The 22,550-nt window shown below is 68.3% G+C and carries 20 protein-coding genes; 11 read left to right on the top strand and 9 right to left on the bottom strand.

Annotated elements, in window-relative coordinates:
- Positions 1 to 75 precede the first annotated feature (75 nt).
- The gene (gene cysE / locus C4F17_RS09130) at positions 76 to 849 is read left to right on the top strand and encodes a serine O-acetyltransferase (protein WP_081266531.1); all 774 of its coding nucleotides are present in this window, start codon (positions 76 to 78) and stop codon (positions 847 to 849) included.
- A 9-nt stretch (positions 850 to 858) separates the two neighbouring features.
- On the opposite strand, the gene cadR is transcribed toward cysE, so the two are convergent.
- The gene (gene cadR / locus C4F17_RS09125) at positions 859 to 1,329 is read right to left on the bottom strand and encodes a Cd(II)/Pb(II)-responsive transcriptional regulator (RefSeq protein WP_106935018.1); all 471 of its coding nucleotides are present in this window, start codon (positions 1,327 to 1,329) and stop codon (positions 859 to 861) included.
- 70 nt (positions 1,330 to 1,399) lie between these two features.
- On the opposite strand from cadR, the gene C4F17_RS09120 reads away from it, so the two are divergent.
- Positions 1,400 to 3,721, top strand: a complete 2,322-nt coding sequence (locus C4F17_RS09120; protein WP_106935017.1) for a heavy metal translocating P-type ATPase — start codon at positions 1,400 to 1,402, stop codon at positions 3,719 to 3,721.
- Positions 3,722 to 3,808: 87 nt separating this feature from the next.
- Positions 3,809 to 5,062, top strand: coding sequence for a cation:proton antiporter (locus tag C4F17_RS09115; RefSeq protein WP_081266534.1), 1,254 nt, complete (start codon positions 3,809 to 3,811; stop codon positions 5,060 to 5,062).
- Between the two features lie 4 nt (positions 5,063 to 5,066).
- Here the strand turns inward: C4F17_RS09115 and C4F17_RS09110 are convergent, their stop codons facing one another.
- Complete coding sequence (locus tag C4F17_RS09110) at positions 5,067 to 6,392, bottom strand: heavy metal sensor histidine kinase (RefSeq protein WP_106935016.1); 1,326 nt, start codon at positions 6,390 to 6,392, stop codon at positions 5,067 to 5,069.
- Positions 6,389 to 7,066 (bottom strand): heavy metal response regulator transcription factor, encoded by a 678-nt coding sequence (locus tag C4F17_RS09105; protein WP_081266536.1) that lies wholly within the window; start codon positions 7,064 to 7,066, stop codon positions 6,389 to 6,391. The genes C4F17_RS09110 and C4F17_RS09105 overlap by 4 nt, the downstream gene beginning before the upstream one ends.
- A 159-nt stretch (positions 7,067 to 7,225) precedes the next feature.
- Between C4F17_RS09105 and czcI the strand changes: the two genes are divergently transcribed.
- The 6 genes from czcI to C4F17_RS33355 all read left to right on the top strand — a co-directional run bounded on the left by czcI (position 7,226) and on the right by C4F17_RS33355 (position 16,593).
- On the top strand, positions 7,226 to 7,600 hold the full coding sequence (gene czcI, locus C4F17_RS09100) for a cation efflux protein, CzcI family (RefSeq protein ID WP_106935015.1): 375 nt from the start codon (positions 7,226 to 7,228) through the stop codon (positions 7,598 to 7,600).
- A gap of 95 nt (positions 7,601 to 7,695) precedes the next feature.
- Positions 7,696 to 9,060, top strand: a complete 1,365-nt coding sequence (locus tag C4F17_RS09095; RefSeq protein ID WP_106935014.1) for a TolC family protein — start codon at positions 7,696 to 7,698, stop codon at positions 9,058 to 9,060.
- Positions 9,061 to 9,078: 18 nt separating this feature from the next.
- Complete coding sequence (locus C4F17_RS09090) at positions 9,079 to 10,440, top strand: efflux RND transporter periplasmic adaptor subunit (protein WP_106935013.1); 1,362 nt, start codon at positions 9,079 to 9,081, stop codon at positions 10,438 to 10,440.
- Between the two features lie 10 nt (positions 10,441 to 10,450).
- On the top strand, positions 10,451 to 13,666 hold the full coding sequence (locus C4F17_RS09085; RefSeq protein ID WP_106935012.1) for a CusA/CzcA family heavy metal efflux RND transporter: 3,216 nt from the start codon (positions 10,451 to 10,453) through the stop codon (positions 13,664 to 13,666).
- Positions 13,667 to 13,900: 234 nt separating this feature from the next.
- Positions 13,901 to 16,159, top strand: coding sequence for a catalase/peroxidase HPI (katG, locus tag C4F17_RS09080; protein WP_106935011.1), 2,259 nt, complete (start codon positions 13,901 to 13,903; stop codon positions 16,157 to 16,159).
- Positions 16,160 to 16,218: 59 nt separating this feature from the next.
- Positions 16,219 to 16,593 (top strand): hypothetical protein, encoded by a 375-nt coding sequence (locus C4F17_RS33355; protein ID WP_234382685.1) that lies wholly within the window; start codon positions 16,219 to 16,221, stop codon positions 16,591 to 16,593.
- A 29-nt stretch (positions 16,594 to 16,622) separates the two neighbouring features.
- Here the strand turns inward: C4F17_RS33355 and mog are convergent, their stop codons facing one another.
- On the bottom strand, positions 16,623 to 17,213 hold the full coding sequence (mog, locus tag C4F17_RS09070) for a molybdopterin adenylyltransferase (RefSeq protein ID WP_106935010.1): 591 nt from the start codon (positions 17,211 to 17,213) through the stop codon (positions 16,623 to 16,625).
- 121 nt (positions 17,214 to 17,334) lie between these two features.
- Complete coding sequence (yjgA, locus tag C4F17_RS09065) at positions 17,335 to 17,991, bottom strand: ribosome biogenesis factor YjgA (protein ID WP_081266544.1); 657 nt, start codon at positions 17,989 to 17,991, stop codon at positions 17,335 to 17,337.
- A gap of 105 nt (positions 17,992 to 18,096) precedes the next feature.
- Here yjgA and pmbA point away from each other — a divergent pair, with 105 nt between their 5' ends.
- Positions 18,097 to 19,467, top strand: coding sequence for a metalloprotease PmbA (gene pmbA / locus C4F17_RS09060; RefSeq protein WP_106935009.1), 1,371 nt, complete (start codon positions 18,097 to 18,099; stop codon positions 19,465 to 19,467).
- 9 nt (positions 19,468 to 19,476) lie between these two features.
- Here pmbA and C4F17_RS09055 read toward each other — a convergent pair whose 3' ends face one another.
- Complete coding sequence (locus C4F17_RS09055; protein WP_106935008.1) at positions 19,477 to 20,412, bottom strand: LysR family transcriptional regulator; 936 nt, start codon at positions 20,410 to 20,412, stop codon at positions 19,477 to 19,479.
- A 101-nt stretch (positions 20,413 to 20,513) separates the two neighbouring features.
- On the opposite strand from C4F17_RS09055, the gene C4F17_RS09050 reads away from it, so the two are divergent.
- A complete protein-coding gene (locus C4F17_RS09050; RefSeq protein WP_199851936.1) occupies positions 20,514 to 21,272 on the top strand; it encodes a sulfite exporter TauE/SafE family protein in 759 nt (252 codons plus the stop codon).
- A 7-nt stretch (positions 21,273 to 21,279) separates the two neighbouring features.
- On the opposite strand, the gene C4F17_RS09045 is transcribed toward C4F17_RS09050, so the two are convergent.
- The 3 genes from C4F17_RS09045 to rpsU all read right to left on the bottom strand — a co-directional run bounded on the left by C4F17_RS09045 (position 21,280) and on the right by rpsU (position 22,527).
- Positions 21,280 to 21,750, bottom strand: a complete 471-nt coding sequence (locus tag C4F17_RS09045; RefSeq protein WP_106937494.1) for an NUDIX domain-containing protein — start codon at positions 21,748 to 21,750, stop codon at positions 21,280 to 21,282.
- 5 nt (positions 21,751 to 21,755) lie between these two features.
- Complete coding sequence (locus C4F17_RS09040; protein ID WP_081266549.1) at positions 21,756 to 22,205, bottom strand: GatB/YqeY domain-containing protein; 450 nt, start codon at positions 22,203 to 22,205, stop codon at positions 21,756 to 21,758.
- A gap of 109 nt (positions 22,206 to 22,314) precedes the next feature.
- On the bottom strand, positions 22,315 to 22,527 hold the full coding sequence (gene rpsU / locus C4F17_RS09035; RefSeq protein WP_007833691.1) for a 30S ribosomal protein S21: 213 nt from the start codon (positions 22,525 to 22,527) through the stop codon (positions 22,315 to 22,317).
- Between the last annotated feature and the right edge of the window lie 23 nt (positions 22,528 to 22,550).

The following is a 22,550-nucleotide window of genomic DNA, read 5'->3' as shown; positions in this document are numbered from 1 at the left end:
ACCTTATCGCCCGTAAGCGATGGCGGCGGGCTATAGACTGCCCGCCCCATATAGATATAACGACAAAAGGCAGCGATGTTCTCTCGACTGCGCGCCGACATCCGGTGCATCCTCGAACGCGACCCGGCCGCCCGCAGCGCCTGGGAAGTGATCACGGTCTACCCCGGCTTCCATGCCGTGGTGCTGCACCGTTGGGCGCACGCCTGTTGGACCCACGGCTTCAAGTGGCCGGCGCGCTTCATCGCGCACTGGGCGCGCTGGATGACGGGCATCGAGATCCACCCGGCCGCCAAGATCGGCGAACGTGTGTTCTTCGACCACGCAATGGGCGTGGTGGTCGGCGAGACCGCCGAGATCGGCGACGGCTGCACCATCTACCAGGGCGTCACGCTGGGCGGCACCTCGCTCTACAAGGGCACCAAGCGGCATCCCACGCTGGGCCGCAACGTGGTGGTGAGCGCAGGGGCCAAGGTGCTGGGCGGCTTCGAGGTGGGCGACGGCGCCAAGATCGGCAGCAACGCGGTGGTCATCAAGCCGGTGCCCGCGGGCGCGACGGCGGTGGGTATTCCGGCGCGCATCATCCCGTCGAAGGCCGGTGAAAGCGCCGACGTGGCCGCGCCGCAGAAGTTCTCGGCCTACGGCATCACGCAGGAAGACGACCCGCTGAGCCAGGCCATGCGCGGCCTGGTCGAGAACGCGTCGAGCCAGGAGCACCAGATCGCGCTGCTGTGGCAGGCCATCGAGAAGCTGTCGGATCGCTCCGGCACCACCAAGGACTGCGTGCCGGGCGATGCGGCCCGCGACGAGTGCTTCGAAGCCGAGAAGCTCACGCAGCTCATCGGCAAGTAGAAAGACCGGTCAGGCCGCGCGCTTGGCCGGCGCGTGCAGCGCGCCGTGCACGTGCCCCGCGTGCTGGCCGAAGGGCTCGGGCGCGAGCGTGGCGGTGTCCAGCTCCTGCAGGATGCCGCAGTTGCTCGCCGACTCCGACCCGCCGCATTGCTGGCGCAGCGCCTTCAACTGTTTTTCCAGCGTCTTCAGCTCGGCGATGCGCGCGGCCACGTGGCCGATGTGGTCGTCGAGCAGCTGGTTGACCTGGCCGCAGTCTTCCTGCGGGGCGTCGCGGAATCTGAGCAGGCTGCGGATCTCGTCGAGCGTCATGTCCAGCGAGCGGCAGCGGCGGATGAAGCCCAGGCGCTGGGCATGGTCTTCGTCGTAGATGCGGTAGTTGCCTTCGGTGCGCGCGGGCTCGGGCAACAGCCGTTCGCGCTCGTAGTACCGGATGGTTTCGACGGGTGTGTTCGCGACCTTGGCCAGCTCACCGATTTTCATGATGCGGCAAATGAACGAGTGGAAATGAGCGTTTGACTCTACACCTGCTTCAGGGTTTCCAATCGATTCCATGACGAACGAAAACGCTCTGACCCGGCCTGTGCCGCACGCCCATTCGCACCCTCATCCGCATGGCGACGACCACGGCCATGACCACGAGCACGCCAAGCCGCATGCCCACTCGCATGCCGAAGGTTCCTGCTGCGGCAGCGCCAGCCCCTGCGGCCCGATTCCGCTCGCCCCGGCCGCAACAGACAACGCCGATGTGCCCAAGGGCGCCCTGCTGTTCCGCATTCCCACCATGGACTGCGCGGTGGAAGAGTCGGAAATCCGCCGCGCGCTGGAGCCGGTGGCGGGCGTCAAGGCCCTGCGCTTTCGCCTCGGCGAGCGCACCATGGCCATCACCACCGAAGACGGCGCGTTGCCCGAGGCACTGGCCGCCATCCGCAAGGCCGGCTTCAAGCCGGAACCGCTGAACGCTCCCGGCGAGCAGGCCGCCGCGGCGCCCGCGCAGATCGCCGGCATGAACATGGGCCTCGTGCGCCTCGTCGCGGCGCTGGTGCTGGCCATCGCCGCCGAGTCGATTTCGTTCATGGCGCCGGACGGCATGGGCTTCAAGGCCGCGGAAGTCGTGCTCGCGCTCGGCGCCATCGGCCTGGCGGGCCTGGACACTTACAAGAAAGGCTTTGCCGCGCTGGTGCGCGGGCGCCTGAACATCAACGCCCTGATGGCGGTGGCCGTGACCGGCGCCTTCATCATCGGCCAGTGGCCCGAAGCCGCAATGGTGATGGCGCTCTACGCCATTGCCGAGCTGATCGAGGCGCGCGCCGTGGACCGCGCGCGCAACGCCATCCAGAGCCTGCTGGCGCTCGCGCCCGAGCAGGCGGAGGTCAAGCAGGCCGACGGCAGCTGGCAGACCGTGATGGCCAACACCGTGGCGCTGGGCGCCGTGGCGCGCATCCGCCCCGGCGAGCGCGTGCCGCTCGACGGCGTGGTGACCGAAGGCACCAGCGCCATCGACCAGGCGCCCGTCACCGGCGAGAGCATTCCCGTCGACAAGACCGTGGGCGACCCGGTGTTCGCGGGCACCATCAACCAGACCGCCGCGCTGGAGTTCCGCGTGACGGCGGTGGCGTCGAACACCACGCTCGCGCGCATCATCCACGCCGTCGAGGAGGCACAGGGCTCGCGCGCGCCCACGCAGCGCTTCGTCGACAGGTTCGCGGCCGTCTACACGCCCACCGTCTTCGTGCTGGCGCTGGCCGTGGCGGTGCTCACGCCGCTGTTCATGGACTGGACGTGGATGCAGTCGGTGTACAAGGCGCTGGTGCTGCTGGTCATTGCGTGCCCGTGCGCGCTGGTCATCTCTACGCCCGTCACCGTGGTGAGCGCGCTGGCCTCGGCCGCGCGGCGCGGCATTCTCATCAAGGGCGGCACGTACCTCGAAGAGGCGCGCAAGCTCAAGGCGATTGCGCTCGACAAGACCGGCACCATCACCGAAGGCAAGCCGAAGCTGGTCGAGTCGGTGCTGTTGGATGCATCGGGCAATGAAGCCGTCGCTTTCGCGGTGGCCGCCAGCATTGCGGGCCGCTCCGACCACCCGGTGTCGAAAGCCATTGCAGAGGGCTTGAAGAGCCAGCGGCAAGAAGTCGCCGACTTCACCGCGCTGCCCGGCCGCGGCGTCGGGGCCACGCTGGCGGGCCAGGCCTACGTGCTCGGCAACCACCGGCTGATCGAGGAACGCGGGCTGTGCTCGCCGGCGCTCGAAGCCGAGCTCAAGCGGCATGAAGAAGCGGGCCGCACCGTTACGCTGCTGGCATCAGACACGGCGGTGCTGGCGCTGTTCGCGGTGGCCGACACCATCAAGGAATCGTCGCAGGCGGCGGTGGCCGAGCTGCGCGCGCTGGGCGTGACGCCCGTGATGCTCACCGGCGACAACACCGCCACTGCAAAGACCATCGGCGCCCACGCCGGCATCGACGACGTGCGCGGCAACCTGCTGCCCGAGGAAAAGCTCGACGCCATCAAGGCCATGCAGCAGCGCTACGGCGCGGCCGCCATGACCGGCGACGGCATCAACGACGCACCCGCGCTGGCACAGGCCGACATCGGCTTCGCCATGGGCGGCGCGGGCACCGACACCGCCATGGAAGCGGCCGACGTGGTCATCATGAACGACGACCTGCGCCGCATTCCCGAGACCATCCGCCTGTCGCGCCGCGCGCATTCGGTGCTTTGGCAGAACATCACGCTGGCGCTGGGCATCAAGGCGGTGTTCTTCGTGCTGGCGGTGTTCGGCAGCGCGACCATGTGGATGGCGGTGTTCGCGGACATGGGGGCGAGCCTGCTGGTGGTGGCGAACGGGCTGCGCCTGATGCGCGTACCCAGATAAGGGCAGGGCGGAGGTCGGGTTGAGCCGGTCATCGTGGGGCACTAACATGGGCCGCAATTCCGTCGGCTTCCAAGTTATCGCTACGCCATGTCCGCAACTTCCCTGCTGCTGCAACTCATCGTCATCCTGACCACCGCGCGCGTCTGCGGCTGGGTTCTCCGGCACGTCGGGCAGCCCGGCGTGGTGGGCGAGATGGCCGCCGGCCTGATGCTGGGGCCGATCGTCTTCGGAGCGCTGTTTCCTTCGCTGCATGCGCAGCTGTTCTCCAGGGAGTCGCTGCAGGGACTGTCGTCGCTGTCGACTCTCGGGCTGGTGCTTTTCATGTTCGTGGTGGGGCTGGAGCTGCGGGCTTCCAAAAGCGTGCGCGAGCAGTTGCGTTCGGCGGGCTACGTGGGCGTGCTGAGCGTGGTCGTGCCGCTGGCGCTGGGCATCGCGATCTCGCCGGCCCTCTATCCCACGCTGGCGCCGGCGGGTGTCGGCTTCTGGCCGTTCGCGCTGTTCATGGCGGCGGCGCTGTCGATCACCGCATTCCCGGTGATGGCGCGCATCCTCAAGGACCGCGGCATGACGCGCACGCCCTTCGGCCAGCTGTCGCTCGGCGCCGCCGCCGTGGTCGACGTGTTCGCGTGGATCCTGCTGGCTTTCGTGGTGGCGATGGTGGGGGCGGGCGAGGGCTACCAGGGGCTGCTCAAGACCACGCTGGGCATGGCCGTGGTGCTGTGCGTGCTGTTCTTCGGGCTCAAGCCGGCCTTCGCGTGGCTGCTGCGCACCAAGGCGCCCGAGGGCGAGCCCTCGACCACGGTGATGGCCTCGCTGATGCTCGGCCTGCTGGCCACGGCCTTGGCCACCGAGTGGCTGCACCTGCACGCGGTGTTCGGCGCTTTCCTCTTCGGCGCCTGCCTGCCGCGCGACGACCGGCTGCTGAAGTCGCTGAGCGAGCGCATCGAGCCGATCTCCATCGTCGTGCTGATGCCGCTGTTCTTTGCGCTGGCCGGGCTCGGCACCACGTCCAATGCGTTCTCGGGTGCGGGCTTCGGCGCCATGATGCTGATCCTGGCCACGGCCGCCTTCGGCAAGATCGCCGGGGGCGCGGTCGGCGCCCGCATGGCGGGCTACGGCTGGCGTGAAAGCCTGGCCACCGGCTCGCTGATGAACGCGCGCGGGCTGATGGAACTCATCGTCATGAAGATCGGCCTGGACGCCGGCCTCATCGGCCCCGAGCTCTTCACCATGCTGCTGGTGATGGCGCTTGCGACCACCGCCATGACCGGACCGCTGATCAACCTGTTCATCGGCCGCCGGGCGCCCGCCGTGGCCGATGCGGCGCACGCCAAGCCTTGATGGCTCATCGCTGCAGCGTGAACCCGATGCGCGTCTCGCCGCCCTGGCTGGCCGCGAACACCCGCCCGCCGTGCATGCGCGCGATGGCCTCGACGATCGACAGCCCCAGGCCGTGGTGCCGTGTCGAGCCGTCGCGCGCCTGGGCTGCGCGGTAGAAGCGCTCGAACAGGCGCGGCAGCGCGGCAGGGTCGATGGGCTCGCCGCGGTTGACCACCGCGATGGTGAATTCCTGGCTGTCCTGGGCTATCTCGATGCGGATGACCGAGGCCGGCGTGGCGAAGCGGATGGCGTTGCCCAGCAGGTTGAACAGCGCGCGCCGTATCAGCGCGGCATCCACGTCGGCCGTGGCGTCGCCGGCCACCTCGGCGCGCAGGCCGGCTTCTTCCAGCATGGCGTCGTAGAAGTCGATCACGTCGGCGGCCTGCACGGCCAGGCTGGTCGACGCGCGCGTGCGCATCGGCGTGCCGCGCTCGGCCTGCGACAGGAACAGCATGTCGGTGACGATGCCCGAGAGCCTGCCGACCTCTTCGAGGTTGGACGCGAGCACGGCCTGCAGCTCTTCGTTGCTGCGCTGGCGGGTCAGCGCGAGTTCGGTGGAGCCGATGAGGTTGGCCAGGGGTGTGCGCAGTTCGTGCGCCACGTCGGCGTTGAACGACTCCAGCTGCACGTAGGCGCGCTGCACCCGCAGCAGCAGGGCGTTGAATTGGGTGATCCAGGGGCGCAGTTCCTCCGCGAAGTCCATGGCGTCGATCGGCCGGTTGGCCTTGTCCGGCGCCATGGCCGCGGTGCTCTCGGCCAGCCGCTTGAGCGGACGCAGCCCGCGCCGCACCAGCCACATGCCGGTGAACGAGACCAGCGCCGTGCCCAGCACCACCGCGCCCAGCAGCGTCCAGGCGAGGCGCCGCAGCAGCCGCGCTTCCTGCGCGGTGTTCACGCCGATCTGCACCGACAGCTGGGTGCTGGTGGCGCCCTGCGTCCATGGCACCTCGATGTCGCGCAGCATCCAGCGGCCTCCGACGGCGGGCGTCGACTGGAACAGCGTCTGGCCCGCGTGCGAGATCGACAGCGTCACGTCGTCCTGCATCGAGAAGAAGTCGTCGAGCTTGTGCCGCAGGAAGGGCAGGTCGCCGCCTTTCTCGGCCTCTTTGAGCAGGTGCTGCACCAGCACGGCCTTGTGGTCGAGTTCCTCTTCCTGCTTCTGCCCGAAGTTCCAGGCCGTGACGAGGTAGATGGCAAGGCAGATCACGCTGAGCCCGAACAGGGTCTGCGCGGCGATCCAGAGCGACAGCCGGCTCTGGATGGAGTGCGGCCGGCCTGGGGGCTGGCTCATGCCCAGGAGCGGTCTTCCAGCACGTAGCCCATGCCGCGCACCGTATGCAGCAGCTTCACGTCGAACGGGTCGTCGAGCTTGCTGCGCAGGCGGCGGATGGCCACTTCCACCACGTTGGTGTCGCTGTCGAAGTTCATGTCCCACACTTGCTCGGCGAGCGTGGTGCGCGACAGGATCTGGCCGCGCCGGCGCAGCAGCACCACCAGCAGCGTGAATTCCTTGGCCGTGAGGTCGAGCCGCGCGCGGTTGCGAAAGCACTTGCGGCTGACGAGGTCGAGCTCCAGGTCGGCCAGCCGCAGCGTTGTCGATTCCTGCGGCTTGCCCCGGCGCAGCAGCGCCTGCACCCGCGCCAGCAGCTCCGAAAACGAGAACGGCTTGACGAGATAGTCGTCCGCCCCCTGCTGCAGGCCCTGCACGCGGTCTTCGACCTTGTCGCGCGCGGTGAGCACCAGCACGGGCACGTTGCGGGTGCGCCGTATGGCCTGCAGGACGGCGAAGCCGTCGATGCCGGGCAGCATCACATCGAGCAGAACCAGAGCGTAGTCACCCTCGGTGGCGAGGTATTTCCCCTCGATGCCGTCGCGGGCTATGTCGACCACGTATCCGTTCTCTTCGAGCCCCTTTTTCAGGTAATCGCCCAGTTTGGGCTCGTCTTCGATGACAAGAATGCGCATTTCCGAATGGTAACGAAGCACTTTCGCCGCCATGGTTACGTTTTGGTAATCCTATTGACGGACAAGCGCTCGACCTTGTGTCATACATTCCGCGGCGCCTGCAAGCCGCAAGGGCATTGCCCAAGCACTGCCACAGGCCCCCGATATACTTTTTGCTCCATGCGCCGCTGGTTCCTGATCCTCATGCTGTTCCTGCTTCCGTTCCAGCTCAGCTGGGCGGCGGCGTCAGCCTATTGCCAGCACGAGCACGACATGCAGCCCCAGCACTGGGGCCACCACGAGCACGAAAGCCGCGGCACCGACCGCAGCCACAGCGGCGAGGGCGCGCAGAAGAACTCCAGCACCCAGCCGAATGCCGTCATCGGCGACTGCGCGGTCTGCCATTCGGGCTACGCGCAGCACGTCGAAGGCACGCCGGAGCCCGTGCTGTCCGCGCGGCGCATTGCACAGCCGCTGCGCGTCATGGCGGCCGAGCGCTTCGACTCGCACATCTCCGACGTTCCGGTCCGTCCCGACTGGTCTCTCGCCTTCTGATTCGGCGAGAGAACACACCCGACTTCTGATCCACACCATCAGCTGAGCTCTCGCCGAATTCGTCCGTCCGTTGTTTCGCAACCCAGGAGAATTCGATGCGCACGCTCTTCGTGCCGCTGGCCGTATTGGCCATGGCGGTGCCCCCGGCATATTCACAACAAGTCACGCCGTCCGTTCCGGCCTCGGCCGGTTCCTCTTCGGCTTCGCCGCAGGCGTCTTCGCGCGCGGCCACCAGGACACTGGAGTCCACGGGCCCGCTGACCCTGCGCAGCGCGGTTGCGATGGCACTGCGCGCCAACCCCGGCCTTGCCGCCGCGTCGCGCGAGCAGGACGCCACCGAGGCCGCCATCGTGCAGGCCGGCGCCTGGCCCAACCCCACGTTGGACGCACAGCTGGAAGACCTGCGCCGCGACAACCGCACCACCACCTTGCAGCTGAGCCAGCCGATCGAGCTCGGCGGCAAGCGCTCTGCCCGCGTGACGGCCGCCGAGCGCGCGCGCGACCAGGCCGCGTCCGCGCTGGCGGGGCGACGCGCCGAGATCCGCGCCGCGACCGTCACCGCCTTCTTCGACGTGCTGACCGCGCAGGAGCGCCTGCGGCTCGCGCAGGATTCCGTGGGCCTCGCGCAGACCGCGACCCGCGCGGCCACCAATCGCGTGGCCGCCGGCAAGGTGTCGCCGCTGGAAGAAACCAGGGCGCGCGTGGCCGAGGCGGGTACGCGCGTGGAGCTGCTGCAGGCCGAAGGCACGCTGCGCTCGGCCCGCCAGCAACTGGCCGCGCTGTGGGGCAACCCCGATCCGCGCTTCACGCAGGTGGAGGGCGCGGTCGACCAGTTGCCCGCGATGGCGGCGTCGCAAGACTTGAGCGTGCGCATTGCCGCGGCGCCCGTGGTGGTGCAGGCGCGGCTCGAGGTCGAGCGGCGCAAGGCACTGTCCGACCTGGAGCAGGCCAAGCGCATTCCCGACGTGACCGTGTCGCTCGGTGCCAAGCGCGTGCCGGCTTCCGACGGCGAGGCCGGCGGCAGCCGGCGCAACCAGGTGGTGGTGGGCCTGTCGGTGCCGCTGCCCATCTTCGACACCAACCGCGGCAACGTGGCCGAGGCCCTGAGCCGCGAGGAAAAGGCGCGCGACGACCTCGCTGCCGCCGAGCTGCAACTGGGCACCGAGGTGGCGCAGGCCACCGAACGGCTGCGCTCCGCGCGCGCCACCGCGCAGACGCTGCAGCACGACGCGCTGCCCGGTGCCGAGACCGCCTACAAGGCCGCGACCAAGGGCTTCGAGCTGGGCAAGTTCAGCTTCCTGGAGGCGCTGGATGCGCAGCGCACGCTGTTCCAGGTGCGCGCGCAGTACCTGCTCGCGCTGGCCGATGCGCACCGTGCGGCCGGCGAACTCGACCGGCTGCTCGGCAACGAAGGCGACGACATTTCTCCCGTGACACCCGCGGCGCCCGTGGCGCGCTGACAAGCAAGGCAACAGATCATGAACACAGAAAACCGCGGCTCGTTCAAAGAACGCGTCGGCAAGAAGCAGTGGATGGCCATCGTCGTCGTCCTCGTGGTGGGGCTTGGCGCCGGCGCGCTGATCCTTCGCTCAGCACCCGCCAAGCCGGAGGCCGCAGGCCACTCGGAAGAGGCCGGCCACGGCGACGGCGAGCACCACGAAGAAGGCAAGGCTCACGGCAAGCAGGAAGCCAAGGAAGAGGGCAAAGACCACGACCACAGCCACGGTGAAGCCAAGGGCCACGCCGACACCGAGCACCACGAGGAAGGCAAGCAGGAGGCGAAAAAGGAGCCCGCCGGCCACGAGGAAGAGGAAGAAAAGATCGCCTTCACCGACGCGCAGATCAAGGCGGCCGACATGACCATCGAAAGCGCGGGCCCCGCGCGCATCAAGTTGTCGCTGCAACTGCCCGGCGAGATCAAGTTCAACGAAGACCGCACGGCCCACGTGGTGCCGCGCGTGGCGGGCGTGGTCGACAGCGTGTCGGCCAACCTGGGCCAGGAGGTCAAGCGCGGCCAGGTGCTGGCCGTGATTTCGAGCCCGGCGCTGTCGGAGCAGCGCAGCGAGCTGCAGTCGGCGCAGCGCCGGCTCGCGCTGGCGCGCACCACCTACGAGCGCGAGAAGAAGCTCTGGGAAGAAAAGATCTCGCCCGAGCAGGACTACCTGCAGGCGCAGCAGCTGATGCAGGAGGCGCAGATCGCTGTGGCCAATGCCAACCAGAAGCTGCTGGCGCTGGGCGCCGCGCCATCTTCGTCGGCGCTAGGCCGCTACGAGCTGCGCGCACCCTTCGACGGCATGGTGGTCGAGAAGCACATCTCGCTCGGCGAATCGGTGGGGGAAGCAGTGAATGTGTTCACCATCTCCGACCTGTCGACGGTGTGGGCCGAGATCAGCGTGGCGGCCAACAACCTGAACCTGGTGCGCATCGGCGAGCCGGTGAGCATCCGCTCCAGCGCCCTGGGCCAGACGGCCACGGGCAAGGTGTCTTACGTGGGTTCGCTCATCGGCGCGCAGACGCGCACCGCCACCGCGCGCGTCACGCTGACCAACCCGCAGCGCGTGTGGCGCCCGGGGCTGTTCGTGAACGTCGAGCTCGTGGCCTCCGAAGTGGACGCGCCCGTGACGGTTTCGGCCGAGGCGGTGCAGACTGTCGAAGACAAGCCCACCGTGTTCCTGCGCGTGCCCGGCGGCTTCGTGCCGCAGCATGTGCAGACCGGGCGCAGCGACGCCCAGCGCATCGAGGTCACCAGCGGCCTCAAGCCCGGCGCGGCCTATGCCGCGAGCGGCAGCTTCGTCGTGAAGTCGCAGCAGGGCAAGAGCTCCGCCACGCACACCCACTGAGGAAGCCCGCATGTTCGAACGCATCATCCGCTTCTCCATCGAGCAGCGCTGGCTGATCCTGCTTGCCGTGCTGGGCATGGCGGCGCTGGGCATCTTCAGCTATCAGAAGCTGCCCATCGACGCGGTGCCAGACATCACCAACGTGCAGGTGCAGATCAACACCGCCGCGCCCGGCTACTCCCCGCTGGAGACCGAGCAGCGCGTGACTTACCCGATCGAGACCGTCATGGCCGGCCTGCCGGGGCTGCAGCAGACGCGCTCGCTGTCGCGCTACGGCCTCTCGCAGGTCACCGTGATCTTCAAGGACGGCACCGACATCTACTTCGCGCGGCAGCTCGTCAACGAGCGCATACAGTCGGCGCGCGAAAGCATGCCCAGCGGCATATCGCCGGTGATCGGGCCCATCTCGACCGGCCTGGGCGAAATCTACCTGTGGACCGTGGAAGCGGAAGAGGGCGCGAAAAAGGCAGACGGCAAGCCCTATTCGCCCACCGACCTGCGCGAGATACAGGACTGGATCATCAAGCCGCAGCTGCGCAACGTGGCGGGCGTGACCGAGATCAACTCCATCGGCGGCTACGCCAAGGAGTTCCAGATCTCGCCCGACCCGGCCAAGCTGCTGGCCCACGGCCTCACCATGACCGACATGGTCACCGCGCTGGAGCGCAACAACGCCAACGTGGGCGCGGGCTACATCGAGAAGCGCGGCGAGCAGTACCTCATTCGCGCGCCGGGGCAGGTGAAGTCGGTGGAGGACATCGGCAACGTCATCCTGGGCAACGCCGGCGGCATTCCGCTGCGAGTGCAGGACGTGGCCGAGGTCGGTATCGGCAAGGAACTGCGCACCGGTGCCGCCACCGACAACGGCCGCGAAGTGGTGCTGGGCACGGTGTTCATGCTGATCGGCGAGAACAGCCGCACCGTGTCGCAGGCCGTCGACAGGAAGATGCAGGAGATCAACCGCACGCTGCCCGCCGGCGTGAAGGCGGTGACGGTGTACGACCGCACGGTGCTGGTCGACAAGGCCATCGCCACGGTGAAGAAGAACCTGTTCGAGGGCGCGGTGCTAGTCATCGCGATCCTGTTCCTGTTCCTCGGCAACATCCGTGCGGCGATCATCACCGCGCTGGTGATTCCGCTGTCGATGCTCTTCACCTTCACCGGCATGGTGAACCAGAAGGTCAGCGCCAACCTCATGAGCCTGGGCGCGCTGGACTTCGGCATCATCATCGACGGCGCGGTGGTGATCGTGGAGAACTGCGTGCGAAGGCTGGCCCACGCGCAGGCCCACAAGGGCCGGCCGCTCACGCGCACCGAGCGCTTCCATGAAGTGTTCGCGGCCTCGCAGGAGGCGCGCCGGCCGCTGCTGTTCGGCCAGCTCATCATCATGATCGTGTACCTGCCGATCTTTGCGCTCACGGGCGTGGAGGGCAAGCTGTTCCACCCGATGGCCTTCACCGTGGTGATCGCGCTGCTGGGCGCGATGATCCTGTCGATCACCTTCATCCCCGCGGCCGTGGCGCTGTTCATCGGCAACAAGGTGAGCGAGAAGGAAAACCGCCTGATGGTGTGGGCCAAGCGCGGCTACGAGCCGCTGCTGGCGCGCGTCATGGCCGCCAAGCCGCTGGTGATCACCACCGCGGTGGTGGCGGTGGTGCTGTCGGGCCTGCTGGCCACGCGCCTGGGCACCGAGTTCGTGCCCAGCCTGAGCGAGGGCGACTTCGCCATCCAGGCGCTGCGCATTCCGGGCACCAGCCTCACGCAGTCGGTCGAGATGCAGAAGCAGCTCGAACGCACGCTGAAGCAGAAGTTTCCCGAGATCGAGCGCATCTTCGCGCGCACCGGCACGGCCGAGATCGCTTCGGACCCGATGCCGCCGAACATTTCCGACGGCTACATCATGCTCAAGCCCGAGAGCGAGTGGCCCACGCCACGCCGCTCGCGCGCCGAGCTGCTGGCGGCGGTGCAGGAAGAAGTCGAGAAGCTGCCGGGCAACAACTACGAGTTCTCGCAGCCGATCCAGCTGCGCTTCAACGAGTTGATCTCCGGCGTGCGCAGCGACGTGGCGGTGAAGATCTTCGGCGACGACATGGACGTGCTCAACAAGACCGCGGCCGAGGTGTCGCAGGCGCTGGGCAAGATCCCCGGCGCGGCCGAGGTGAAGGTCGAGCAGACCACCGGCCTGCCGATGCTCACGGTGAACATCGACCGCAACAAGACCGCGCGCTACGGCCTGAACGTGGGCGACGTGCAGGACGCGATCTCGGTCGCGGTGGGCGGGCGCGAGGCGGGCACGCTGTTCGACGGCGACCGCCGCTTCGACATCATCGTGCGCCTGCCCGAGAACCTGCGCACCGACCTCGAGGCCATCAAGCGCCTGCCCGTGGCGCTGCCCAAGGGGGCGGGCGCCGAGGGCGCGCGCACCAGCTTCATCCCGCTGGGCGAAGTGGCCACGCTCGACATTGCGCCGGGCCCCAACCAGGTGAGCCGCGAAGACGGCAAGCGCCGCATCGTGGTGAGCGCCAACGTGCGCGGCCGAGACCTGGGCTCCTTCGTGGCCGAGGCCGAAGAGGCCATGCGCAAGGTGAGCATTCCCTCCGGCTACTGGACCGTGTGGGGCGGCCAGTACGAGAACCTCGCGTCCGCCACGCAGCGGCTGCAGATCGTGGTGCCGGTGTCGCTGCTGCTGGTGTTCACCCTGCTGTTCGCGATGTTCGGCAACCTCAAGGACGGGCTGCTGGTGTTCACCGGCATTCCGTTCGCGCTGACGGGCGGCATCGTCGCGCTGTGGATGCGCGGCATACCGCTGTCGATATCGGCGGCGGTGGGCTTCATTGCGCTGTCGGGCGTGGCGGTGCTCAACGGGCTGGTGATGATCTCCTTCATCCGCAACCTGCGCGAGGGTGGGCTGCCGCTGGACGCGGCCATTCGCGAAGGCGCGCTCACGCGGCTGCGGCCGGTGCTGATGACCGCGCTGGTCGCGTCGCTGGGCTTCGTGCCCATGGCCATCGCCACCGGCACGGGCGCCGAGGTGCAGCGGCCGCTTGCCACCGTGGTGATCGGCGGTATCCTTTCGTCGACCGCGCTGACGCTGCTGGTGCTTCCGCTGCTCTACCGCATCGCGCACAGGCGCGACGAAGACGAGGTGCGGCAGGAAGAAGACGCACGCGAGCAGAACCACGGCGCGCCGCTCGACCCTGTACCGCAAGGACCCCATGGCACATGAGCATTCGCACGCCGCAGCGCCCTGCGTGATGCCACTCGGCTGCAGGGCCGATCGATTGCGGCGGGGCGGGCGATAGCGCTATAAAGCTCGCGTCCGCACGGCGGAGACCGCATGGCGAACGACCGCAACGGCCAGCTTGCGCTATCGCTGGAATTGAGTGCTTCTATTCGCCCCACGGCTGCTTCTGTCAGAGAATTTGCCCCATCCCCTCGCAGCACAAAACCAGGAGTTCCCATGAGCAGTGACAAGACCGAAGCCAAGTGTCCCTTCAGCCAGGCAGCAGGTGCCGGTACCACCAACCGAGACTGGTGGCCCAGGCAACTGCGTATCGATCTGCTTCACCAGCACTCGTCGAAATCCGATCCGATGGACAAGGACTTCGACTACGCCGCGGCGTTCAAGAGCCTCGATCTTGCAGCGGTGAAGAAAGACCTCGCCGCGCTGATGACCGACTCGCAGGACTGGTGGCCGGCGGACTTCGGCCACTACGGCCCGCTGTTCATCCGCATGGCATGGCACAGCGCGGGCACCTACCGCATCGGTGACGGACGCGGCGGCGCCGGTCGCGGCCAGCAGCGCTTCGCGCCGCTGAACAGCTGGCCCGACAACGTGAGCCTCGACAAGGCACGGCGCCTGCTCTGGCCGATCAAGCAGAAGTACGGCAACAAGATTTCATGGGCCGACCTGTTGATCCTCACGGGCAACGTCGCGCTGGAAACGATGGGCTTCAAGACCTTCGGCTTCGCGGGCGGCCGTGCCGATGTGTGGGAACCCGACCAGGACGTGTACTGGGGCCGCGAGACCACCTGGCTCGGCGGCGACATCCGCTATTCGCAAGGTTCGCCGGGCGTCGAGAAACCCGGCGCTGTGCTCGTGAAGGACGACGACAGCAAGGTGCCGCATACACGCGACCTCGAGAACCCGCTGGCCGCCGTGCAGATGGGCCTGATCTACGTGAACCCCGAAGGCCCGGACGGCAACCCCGACCCGCTCGCCGCGGCACGCGACATCCGAGACACCTTCGCGCGCATGGCCATGGACGACGAAGAAACCGTGGCGCTCATCGCCGGCGGCCACACCTTCGGCAAGACGCACGGCGCGGGTCCGGCAACCAACGTCGGCCATGAGCCCGAGGTAGCGGACATCGAGGCCCAGGGCCTGGGCTGGAAGAGCAGCTTCGGCACCGGCAAGGGCGGCGACACCATCACCAGCGGCCTGGAAGTCACCTGGACCACCACGCCCACGAAGTGGAGCAACAACTTCTTCGAGAACCTGTTCGGCTTCGAATGGGAACTCACCAAGAGCCCGGCGGGCGCGCACCAGTGGGTGGCCAAGGGCGGCGCCGGCGCGGGAACCATCCCGGACGCGCACGACCCGTCGAAGCGCCACGCGCCGACCATGCTCACCACCGACCTGTCGCTGCGCATCGACCCGGCGTACGAGAAGATCTCGCGCCGCTTCCTTGCGAACCCCGACCAGTTCGCCGACGCATTCGCCCGCGCATGGTTCAAGCTCACGCACCGCGACATGGGCCCTCGCGCACGCTACCTCGGCCCTGAGGTACCGGCCGAAGAGCTGATCTGGCAAGACCCGATTCCCGCCGTCGACCACGCGCTGGTCGATGCGCAGGACGTGGAGGCGCTCGCGAAGAAGGTGCTGGCCTCGGGCCTCACGCCGGCGCAGCTCGTCTCGACGGCATGGGCGTCGGCGTCGACCTTCCGCGGCTCCGACAAGCGGGGCGGCGCGAACGGCGCGCGCATTCGCCTGGCGCCCCAGAAGGACTGGGCGGTGAACGAGCCGGCGCAGCTGGCCAAGGTGCTGCAGGTGCTCGAAGGCATCCGCGATGAGTTCAACGCAGCGCAGCAGGGCGGCAAGAAGATCTCGCTGGCCGACCTGATCGTGCTGGCCGGCGGCGCGGGCGTGGAACAGGCCGCGCGCAATGCCGGACGCGAACTGAAGGTGCCGTTCTCGCCGGGCCGTACCGACGCGTCGCAGGAGCAGACCGACGTGCAGTCTTTCGAGCCGCTGGAGCCGGTGGCCGACGGTTTCCGCAACTACACGAAGGCGCGGTTCAGCGTGCCGGCGGAAGTGCTGCTCGTCGACCGGGCGCAGCTGCTGACGCTGACCGCACCGGAGCTGACCGTGCTCATCGGCGGCCTGCGCGTGATCGGCGCCAATGTCGGCCAGAGTCAGGACGGCGTCTTCACCAGGAAGCCGGGCACGCTGAGCAACGACTTCTTCGTCAACCTGCTCGACATGGGCACGGAGTGGAAGGCTGCTCCGGCCGGCAACGAGAAGTACGAAGGCCGTGACCGCAAGTCGGGCGAACTGAAGTGGACCGGCACGCGCGCCGACCTGGTCTTCGGCTCGAATGCGCAGCTGCGTGCCATTGCCGAGATCTACGCGAGCTCGGACGCACAGGAGAAGTTCGTGAACGACTTCGTGGGCGCGTGGACGAAGGTGATGAACCTCGACAGGTTCGACCTGGCCTGAGCCTGAAAAGCCCCCGGCGCGTTGCGGCGGGGGCTGCCGATTCGCGGACAATCGGCTCGATGGTCAGCTACGACAAGTCTTCCGCACGCACCACAGCCACCGCCGAGCCGCGCGCTTCGCAGCGCCGCCGGGTCCATGGCGGCTCACCTTCACATCCGCCCATGGCGTTCGACGTCGGCCCCGTGGCCGAGCCCGCCGTGCCCAGTGCGCGGACCTGGCGCTCCACGGTGGTGGGCATGTCGCTAGGGCTGGGCATCGTGCTGGCGCTGTCCATGAAATGGCTCATGAGCTACCAGATCGACAGCGCCGAAGAGCGCCGTGTGCAGCAGAAGGCCGCGCGTGCCGCGGCCGCGCGCTGCCACGAGCAGGCATCGCACGCGGCGGTCAGTGCGTGCCTGAAGGACGTGGAGGCGAAGAGCCTTCCGCCGCAGTAGCGGCTGTAGCGGCCGTTGGTCGGCGCCGCTCAGGCGCGTGTGCGGATGGCCGACTTCGGCCTGAAGGCCTTGCACACCGAATCGTCGGTTTCCAGGTACGGCCCGCCGATCAGGTCGATGCAGTAGGGCACCGCCGCAAAGATGCCGGGCACCAGCTGCGCGCCGTTCGCGTCCTTCAGCCCCTCGAGCGTTTCCGCGATCGACTTGGGCTGGCCCGGCAGGTTGATGATCAGGCTCTTGTCGCGGATCACCGCCACCTGCCGCGACAGGATCGCGGTCGGCACGAAGCGCAGGCTGATCTGGCGCATCTGCTCGCCGAAGCCGGGCATTTCCTTGTGGGCGACCGCCAGCGTGGCCTCGGGCGTCACGTCGCGCAGCGCGGGGCCGGTGCCGCCGGTGGTCAGCACCAGCGAGCAGCCGGCATCGACCAGCTCGACCAGCGCAGCGCTGATGCGCGCGGCCTCGTCGGGAATCAGCCGGGGCTCGAATTCGACGGGGTTCTTCAGCGCCTTGCCCAGCCATTCCTTCAGCGCGGGCAGGCCCTTGTCTTCGTAGGCACCGCTGGAGGCGCGGTCGCTGACCGAAACGATGCCGATGCGGACCGGTTCAGGCGCGTTCATGGAGCGGCTCCTTCCCCTTTCGGGGGAAGGTTGGGATGGGGGCTGGCAGAGCGCCCGATGGATGCGCTGCGTGCCCCCACCCCGGCCCTCCACCGGAAGGGGAGGGAGAAATACGGGCGCTTCATGCGTCCTCTTCCCGGTCTTGTTCCGCCGCGGCGGCTGCGTGGTCGTCGCCGCCGTGCACCGCCAGCTGTGCGCGCACCAACTGGAAGATCTCTCGGTAGGCCTTGCCCTGGCGGGGCGCTTCACCGGCCGGGCCGGTCTTCATGTCCTTGCGGGCCTGGCGCACCAGGGCGCGCAGCTGCTGGGAGTCGGTGGCGGGGTGGGTCTCGATCCAGCCGCCGAGGGCGTCGTCGTCGGCAATCAGCCGGTCGCGCCAGCGCTCGGCCTCGTGCAGGGCGGCGGTTTCGGCGGCCGGCACGCTGGCCTGCTCCGACAGGGCCTGCCTGACGGCCTCCAGCACCTCGGGCTCGAGCTTGCGCATGAGCTTGCCGATGAACTGCATCTGGCGGCGCTTGCCCTCGAAATTGGTGATGCGCTTGGCTTCGGCGATGGCGTCGACCAGCTTTTCGTCAAGCGGGAGCGCGTCGAACAGGCCGGCGCGCAGCGTGAGCAGTTCGCCGCCCAGCTTCTGGAGTTCGTCGCTCTCGCGCTTGAGGTCGGTGCGGCTGGCGTCGTCGGTGCCCTTGAGCTCGCGCTTGAGCTCCAGGTCGAGCTCGCTGCCTTCGGCGACGAACTGGCCACGGACGAAATAGCCTTTTTTGGGTTTGCGGGACATGGGATGGATTCTGGGCCGCACCGCGAGGCGTTGCAACGCATGCAATGCGCGGTGGGAAGCAGGGGGTAAACGGGGATTGGGGGGCGCAAGTATCATAGCCACCACATGACGACATCCTCCTCGCGCGCCGATTCCGGCTTCGCCTACAGCCGTTCCTTCTTCGAAAACCTGGTCGACTCGGCCTTGGCGCACGCCAAGAAGCTCGGGGCGACCGATGCCGGCGCCGAGGCGTCCGAGGGCTGCGGCCTCAGCGTCTCCGTGCGCAAGGGCGAGCTCGAGAACGTCGAGCGCAACCGCGACAAGTCGCTGGGCATCACGGTCTACGTGGGCCACCGCCGCGGCAACGCCAGCACCTCCGATTTCTCCGAAGCTGCCATCGAGCAGACCGTCCAGGCGGCCTACGACATCGCCCGCTTCACCGCCGAAGACCCGGTGAGCGGCCTGCCCGACGAGGATGACATCGCCAAGGAACACCCCGAGCTCGACCTGTTCCATCCCTGGGACGTGACGAGCGAGCAGGCCGCCAGGCTGGCGCTGGAATGCGAAGCGGCCGCCCTGTCGACCGACAAGCGCATCACCAACAGCGAAGGCGCGGGCGTCTCGGCCCAGCAGAGCCACTTCTTCAGCGCCCACACGCACGGCTTCCGCGGCGGCTACGCCAGCTCGCGGCACTCGATTTCGGTGGCGCCCATCGCCGGCAAGGGCGACGACATGCAGCGCGACGCCTGGTACAGCTCCATGCGCTCCGCCGACGAACTGGCCAGCCCTCAGGCCGTGGGCCGCTACGCCGCCGAACGGGCGCTGAGCCGCCTGAAGTCGCGCAAGATCAAGACCACCGAATGCCCGGTGCTGTTCGAGTCGCCGCTGGCCGTGGGCCTCCTGGGCGGTCTGGTGCAGGCCGTGAGCGGCGGGGCGCTGTACCGCAAGAGCAGCTTCCTGCTCGATTCGCTGGGCAAGCCCGTGCTGCCCAAGCACATCGACGTGGCCGAAGACCCGCACGTGATGCGTGGCAAGGGCAGCTCGCCCTTCGACGACGAAGGCGTGACCACACGGGCGCGCAAGGTGGTCGATGCCGGCCGCCTCGAAGGCTACTTTCTCTCGACCTATTCGGCCCGCAAGCTGGGCATGAAGACCACCGGCAACGCCGGCGGCTCGCACAACCTGACGCTGAGCTCGCGCCTCACAAAGCACACCGACGACCTCGACGCCATGCTCGCCAAGCTGGGCACCGGCCTGTTCGTGATCGAGCTGATGGGCCAGGGCGTGAACTACGTGACCGGCGACTACTCGCGCGGCGCCAGCGGCTTCTGGGTCGAGAAAGGCAAGATCGCCTTCCCGGTGCAGGAGATCACCATCGCCGGCAACCTGAAAGACATGCTCATGGGTATCGAGGCCATCGGTGCCGATGCCTACACCTTCGGCGCCAAGACGACCGGTTCTGTGCTGGTGAACCGCATGAAGGTGGCCGGCGCCTGAGGTCCTGGGTCAACCGGGTCGGGCTTCTTCCGCGGCCCGCCGCGGCCTGGCTGGTTCTTCCACCGGCGCGATCAGGTGCTCGAGCATGCGCCTGGCATTGAGCGGCAGCTCTTCCGACGAGCGCACGCAGGCCATCAGCGTGCGCTCGGCCCATTTGTCCGAAAGCGAGGCGCGCGCGATCTTCATGGAGCGGGCACAGCGCTCGGCGGCAGTCTGCGGCACGATGCCCACGCCGATGCCGTACTCGACCATGCGGCACACCGCCTCGAAGTTGCGCACGCGAACCCGGTAGGCGAGGTGCTTGCCGAGCGCTCGCACATGCTGGGTGATCAGCTGCTGCAGCGCGCTGTCGGCGGGCAGGCCCACGAATTCGTTGTCGACCACCTCGGCCAGTTTCAGGCGCCGGCGCCCGGCCAGCGCGTGGCCGCGCGGCATGACGAGCACGAGGTCGTCGCGGCGGAAGGTGTGGCATTCGAGGCCCTCGCTGTCGATGGCGTCCGAGACGATGCCGATGTCGCACAGGCCGGCGCGCAGCGCTTCCACCGTGTCGGGGCTGGCGCGTTCTTCCAGATCGACCGAGATGCGCGGATGCTGCGCGAGAAAGCGGCTCAGCACTTCGGGCAGGTGCTCGGTCAGCGCCGAAGTGCCGCACATGAAGCGCACGTGGCCTTTGAGGCCCTGGCCGTATTCGCCGAGTTCGCCGCGCAGCCGCTCCATCTGCTGCAACACGACGCGCGCATGGTGCAGCAGCGTGCGGCCGGCCTCGGTGGCGCGCACGCCCTGTGCATGGCGCGTGAGCAGCGGGGTGCCCAGCGCGTCTTCCATGCCGCGCACCCGCTGGCTGGCGGAGGCCAGTGTCATGTGCGAGCGGCCGGCGCCGCCGGTGAGGCTGCCGGCCTCGACCACGTTGAGGAACAGCCGCAGGTCGGTGAGATCGAATCGCATGATCCGCCGGAGTGTGCACCATGAGCCTCAGGCCCAGCCTGAGGCCGGCTGCGCGAATGCCGCATTTCCGGGCGCGGGCTTCCCCGGCAGACTCGGCCGCCATGACGATGCCGACGAACGACGCCGTGAGCTTCTGGGCCGCCGCCACCGCGGTGTACCTGCTGGCCGGGGTGACCAAGGGCGTGGTCGGCCTCGGGCTGCCGACGGTGTCGATGGGGCTGCTGGCGCTGTGGATGTCGCCCGTGCAGGCGGCGGCGCTGCTGATAGTGCCTTCGCTCGTCACCAACATCTGGCAGACCGGGCCGCGCGAGACCTTCATGCCGGTGCTGAGGCGCATCGGCGGCATGCAGGTGGGCGTGGTGGTCGGTACCTTGGGCGGGGCTCTGTGGCTGGGCGTGCCGGCGGGGGCCTGGGCTTCGTTCGCGCTCGGGGTGGCGCTGGTGGTCTACGCGGTCTGGGGGCTGACCGGGCGGCAATTGCACGTGAGCGACGCGCGGGCGCGCTGGCTGGGGCCGCTGGTGGGCATCGTCACGGGGCTGGTGACGGCGGTGACCGGGGTGTTCGCGGTGCCGGCGGTGCCGTACCTGCAGGCGCTGGGGTTCCAGCGCGATTCGCTGATCCAGGCGATGGGGATCTCGTTCACCACCTCGACGGTGGTGCTGGCCGTCGGGCTGATCGGAAACGGGGGCTTTCCAGTGTCGGCGCTGGGCGGCTCGTTCGCGATGCTGGTGCCGGCCATCGGCGGCATGGTGCTGGGGACCTGGCTGCGGCGGCGGCTGCCGGTGGCCGTGTTCAAGCGCTGCTTCCTGATCGGGCTGGCGCTGCTCGGGCTCTACATGGCCGCGCGCGCCGGCCTGTGAGCCGGTGTCAGGCTGCGAGCAGCAGGGCGGCGCGGACGCGCTCGATGGTCTGGCGGTAGGGCAGGGCGAAGTCGTCCAGCGCGTCGCCGGCTTCGAGCCAGCTGAACAGGAAGACCAGGCCTTCCTCTTCGGGGCTGCCCGTTGCCGTGTGCGTGAAGCTCTCGGGCAGCGGGCTTTCTGCGCGCATCAGGAACAGGTGCCACAGCTGCGGGTGGCGATGGGTGTTGCCTTCGACGCCGGCCTCGCATTCGCGGTCCAGCGTGCCCAGCGACTGCAGCGGGCCGCGGTGGTCGATGCCCGATTCCTCGAGCAGTTCGCGGCGCACCGCCACCTCGGGCGCTTCGCCGGGCTCGATGGTGCCCTTGGGGAGCTGCATGTTGCCATCCTCGGGATGGCGGAACACCAGCAGCCGGCCCCGTGCGTCGACCAGGCAGGCGCAGGCCTTGGGAATGGCGACGGAGCGGCTGTCGGCGTTCATCGGCATCAGGCGCCCGTCAGAGCGGCCTTGACCGCTGCGCTGACCTGGCCCATGTCGGCCTTGCCGGCAAGGCGGGTCTTGACCACGCCCATCACCTTGCCCATGTCGCCGGGGCCGCTGGCGCCCAGCTCGGCCACGATGGCTTTCACCGCGGCCACCGTTTCATCGGCGCTCATGCGCTGGGGCAGGTAGACCTCCAGCACCTTGATCTCGGCGGCTTCCTTGTCGGCGAGGTCGGCGCGGCCGCCGGTGGTGAAGGCGGCGATCGAGTCCTTGCGCTGCTTGACCATCTTGTCGACGATGGCGACGACCATGGCGTCGTCGAGCTCCACGCGCTCGTCGACTTCCTTCTGCTTCATGGCGGCCAGCAGCAGGCGGATGGTGGCCAGGCGCTCGGAGTCCTTGGCGCGCATGGCCGTCTTCATGTCTTCGGTGATCTGTTCTTTGAGTGTCATTCGGCAACCTTTCGGAAAAAACAAAAGCCGCGGCAGGTTTCCCTGGCGCGGCTGAGGCAACTGGGCGGCGGTGCTGACTTTCGTCTGGAGCCGGCCGCCCGGGCGTTGCTTAGTACAGCTTCTTGGGCAGCTGCATGCTGCGCACGCGCTTGTAGTGGCGCTTGACCGCGGCGGCCTTCTTGCGCTTGCGCTCGGCGGTCGGCTTTTCGTAGAACTCGCGGGCACGCAGGTCGGTCAGCAGGCCGAGCTTTTCGATGGTGCGCTTGAAACGGCGCAGTGCGACGTCGAAGGGCTCGTTTTCTTTAACGCGGATGGTGGTCATTGATGAATCGTTGAAATGAATTT

The organism is Variovorax sp. PMC12, from assembly GCF_003019815.1.
Lineage (GTDB): Bacteria > Pseudomonadota > Gammaproteobacteria > Burkholderiales > Burkholderiaceae_C > Variovorax.
The sequence above is the reverse complement of the archived record's forward strand: the minus strand, read 5'-3'. Positions and strand labels throughout refer to the sequence as shown.

What these genes read in the sequence shown, in the direction of transcription:
- C4F17_RS09105 (WP_081266536.1), bottom strand. Translation starts at nt 7,066, where the DNA reads ATGCGCATTCTTGTCATCGAAGACGAGCCCAAACTGGGCGATTACCTG.
- C4F17_RS09115 (WP_081266534.1), top strand. Translation starts at nt 3,809, where the DNA reads ATGTCCGCAACTTCCCTGCTGCTGCAACTCATCGTCATCCTGACCACC.
- mog (WP_106935010.1), bottom strand. Translation starts at nt 17,213, where the DNA reads ATGAACGCGCCTGAACCGGTCCGCATCGGCATCGTTTCGGTCAGCGAC.
- C4F17_RS09095 (WP_106935014.1), top strand. Translation starts at nt 7,696, where the DNA reads ATGCGCACGCTCTTCGTGCCGCTGGCCGTATTGGCCATGGCGGTGCCC.
- czcI (WP_106935015.1), top strand. Translation starts at nt 7,226, where the DNA reads ATGCGCCGCTGGTTCCTGATCCTCATGCTGTTCCTGCTTCCGTTCCAG.
- pmbA (WP_106935009.1), top strand. Translation starts at nt 18,097, where the DNA reads ATGACGACATCCTCCTCGCGCGCCGATTCCGGCTTCGCCTACAGCCGT.
- C4F17_RS09110 (WP_106935016.1), bottom strand. Translation starts at nt 6,392, where the DNA reads ATGAGCCAGCCCCCAGGCCGGCCGCACTCCATCCAGAGCCGGCTGTCG.
- C4F17_RS09045 (WP_106937494.1), bottom strand. Translation starts at nt 21,750, where the DNA reads ATGAACGCCGACAGCCGCTCCGTCGCCATTCCCAAGGCCTGCGCCTGC.
- C4F17_RS09055 (WP_106935008.1), bottom strand. Translation starts at nt 20,412, where the DNA reads ATGCGATTCGATCTCACCGACCTGCGGCTGTTCCTCAACGTGGTCGAG.
- katG (WP_106935011.1), top strand. Translation starts at nt 13,901, where the DNA reads ATGAGCAGTGACAAGACCGAAGCCAAGTGTCCCTTCAGCCAGGCAGCA.
- rpsU (WP_007833691.1), bottom strand. Translation starts at nt 22,527, where the DNA reads ATGACCACCATCCGCGTTAAAGAAAACGAGCCCTTCGACGTCGCACTG.
- C4F17_RS09085 (WP_106935012.1), top strand. Translation starts at nt 10,451, where the DNA reads ATGTTCGAACGCATCATCCGCTTCTCCATCGAGCAGCGCTGGCTGATC.
- C4F17_RS09120 (WP_106935017.1), top strand. Translation starts at nt 1,400, where the DNA reads ATGACGAACGAAAACGCTCTGACCCGGCCTGTGCCGCACGCCCATTCG.
- yjgA (WP_081266544.1), bottom strand. Translation starts at nt 17,991, where the DNA reads ATGTCCCGCAAACCCAAAAAAGGCTATTTCGTCCGTGGCCAGTTCGTC.
- cadR (WP_106935018.1), bottom strand. Translation starts at nt 1,329, where the DNA reads ATGAAAATCGGTGAGCTGGCCAAGGTCGCGAACACACCCGTCGAAACC.
- C4F17_RS09050 (WP_199851936.1), top strand. Translation starts at nt 20,514, where the DNA reads ATGACGATGCCGACGAACGACGCCGTGAGCTTCTGGGCCGCCGCCACC.
- cysE (WP_081266531.1), top strand. Translation starts at nt 76, where the DNA reads ATGTTCTCTCGACTGCGCGCCGACATCCGGTGCATCCTCGAACGCGAC.
- C4F17_RS33355 (WP_234382685.1), top strand. Translation starts at nt 16,219, where the DNA reads ATGGTCAGCTACGACAAGTCTTCCGCACGCACCACAGCCACCGCCGAG.
- C4F17_RS09090 (WP_106935013.1), top strand. Translation starts at nt 9,079, where the DNA reads ATGAACACAGAAAACCGCGGCTCGTTCAAAGAACGCGTCGGCAAGAAG.
- C4F17_RS09040 (WP_081266549.1), bottom strand. Translation starts at nt 22,205, where the DNA reads ATGACACTCAAAGAACAGATCACCGAAGACATGAAGACGGCCATGCGC.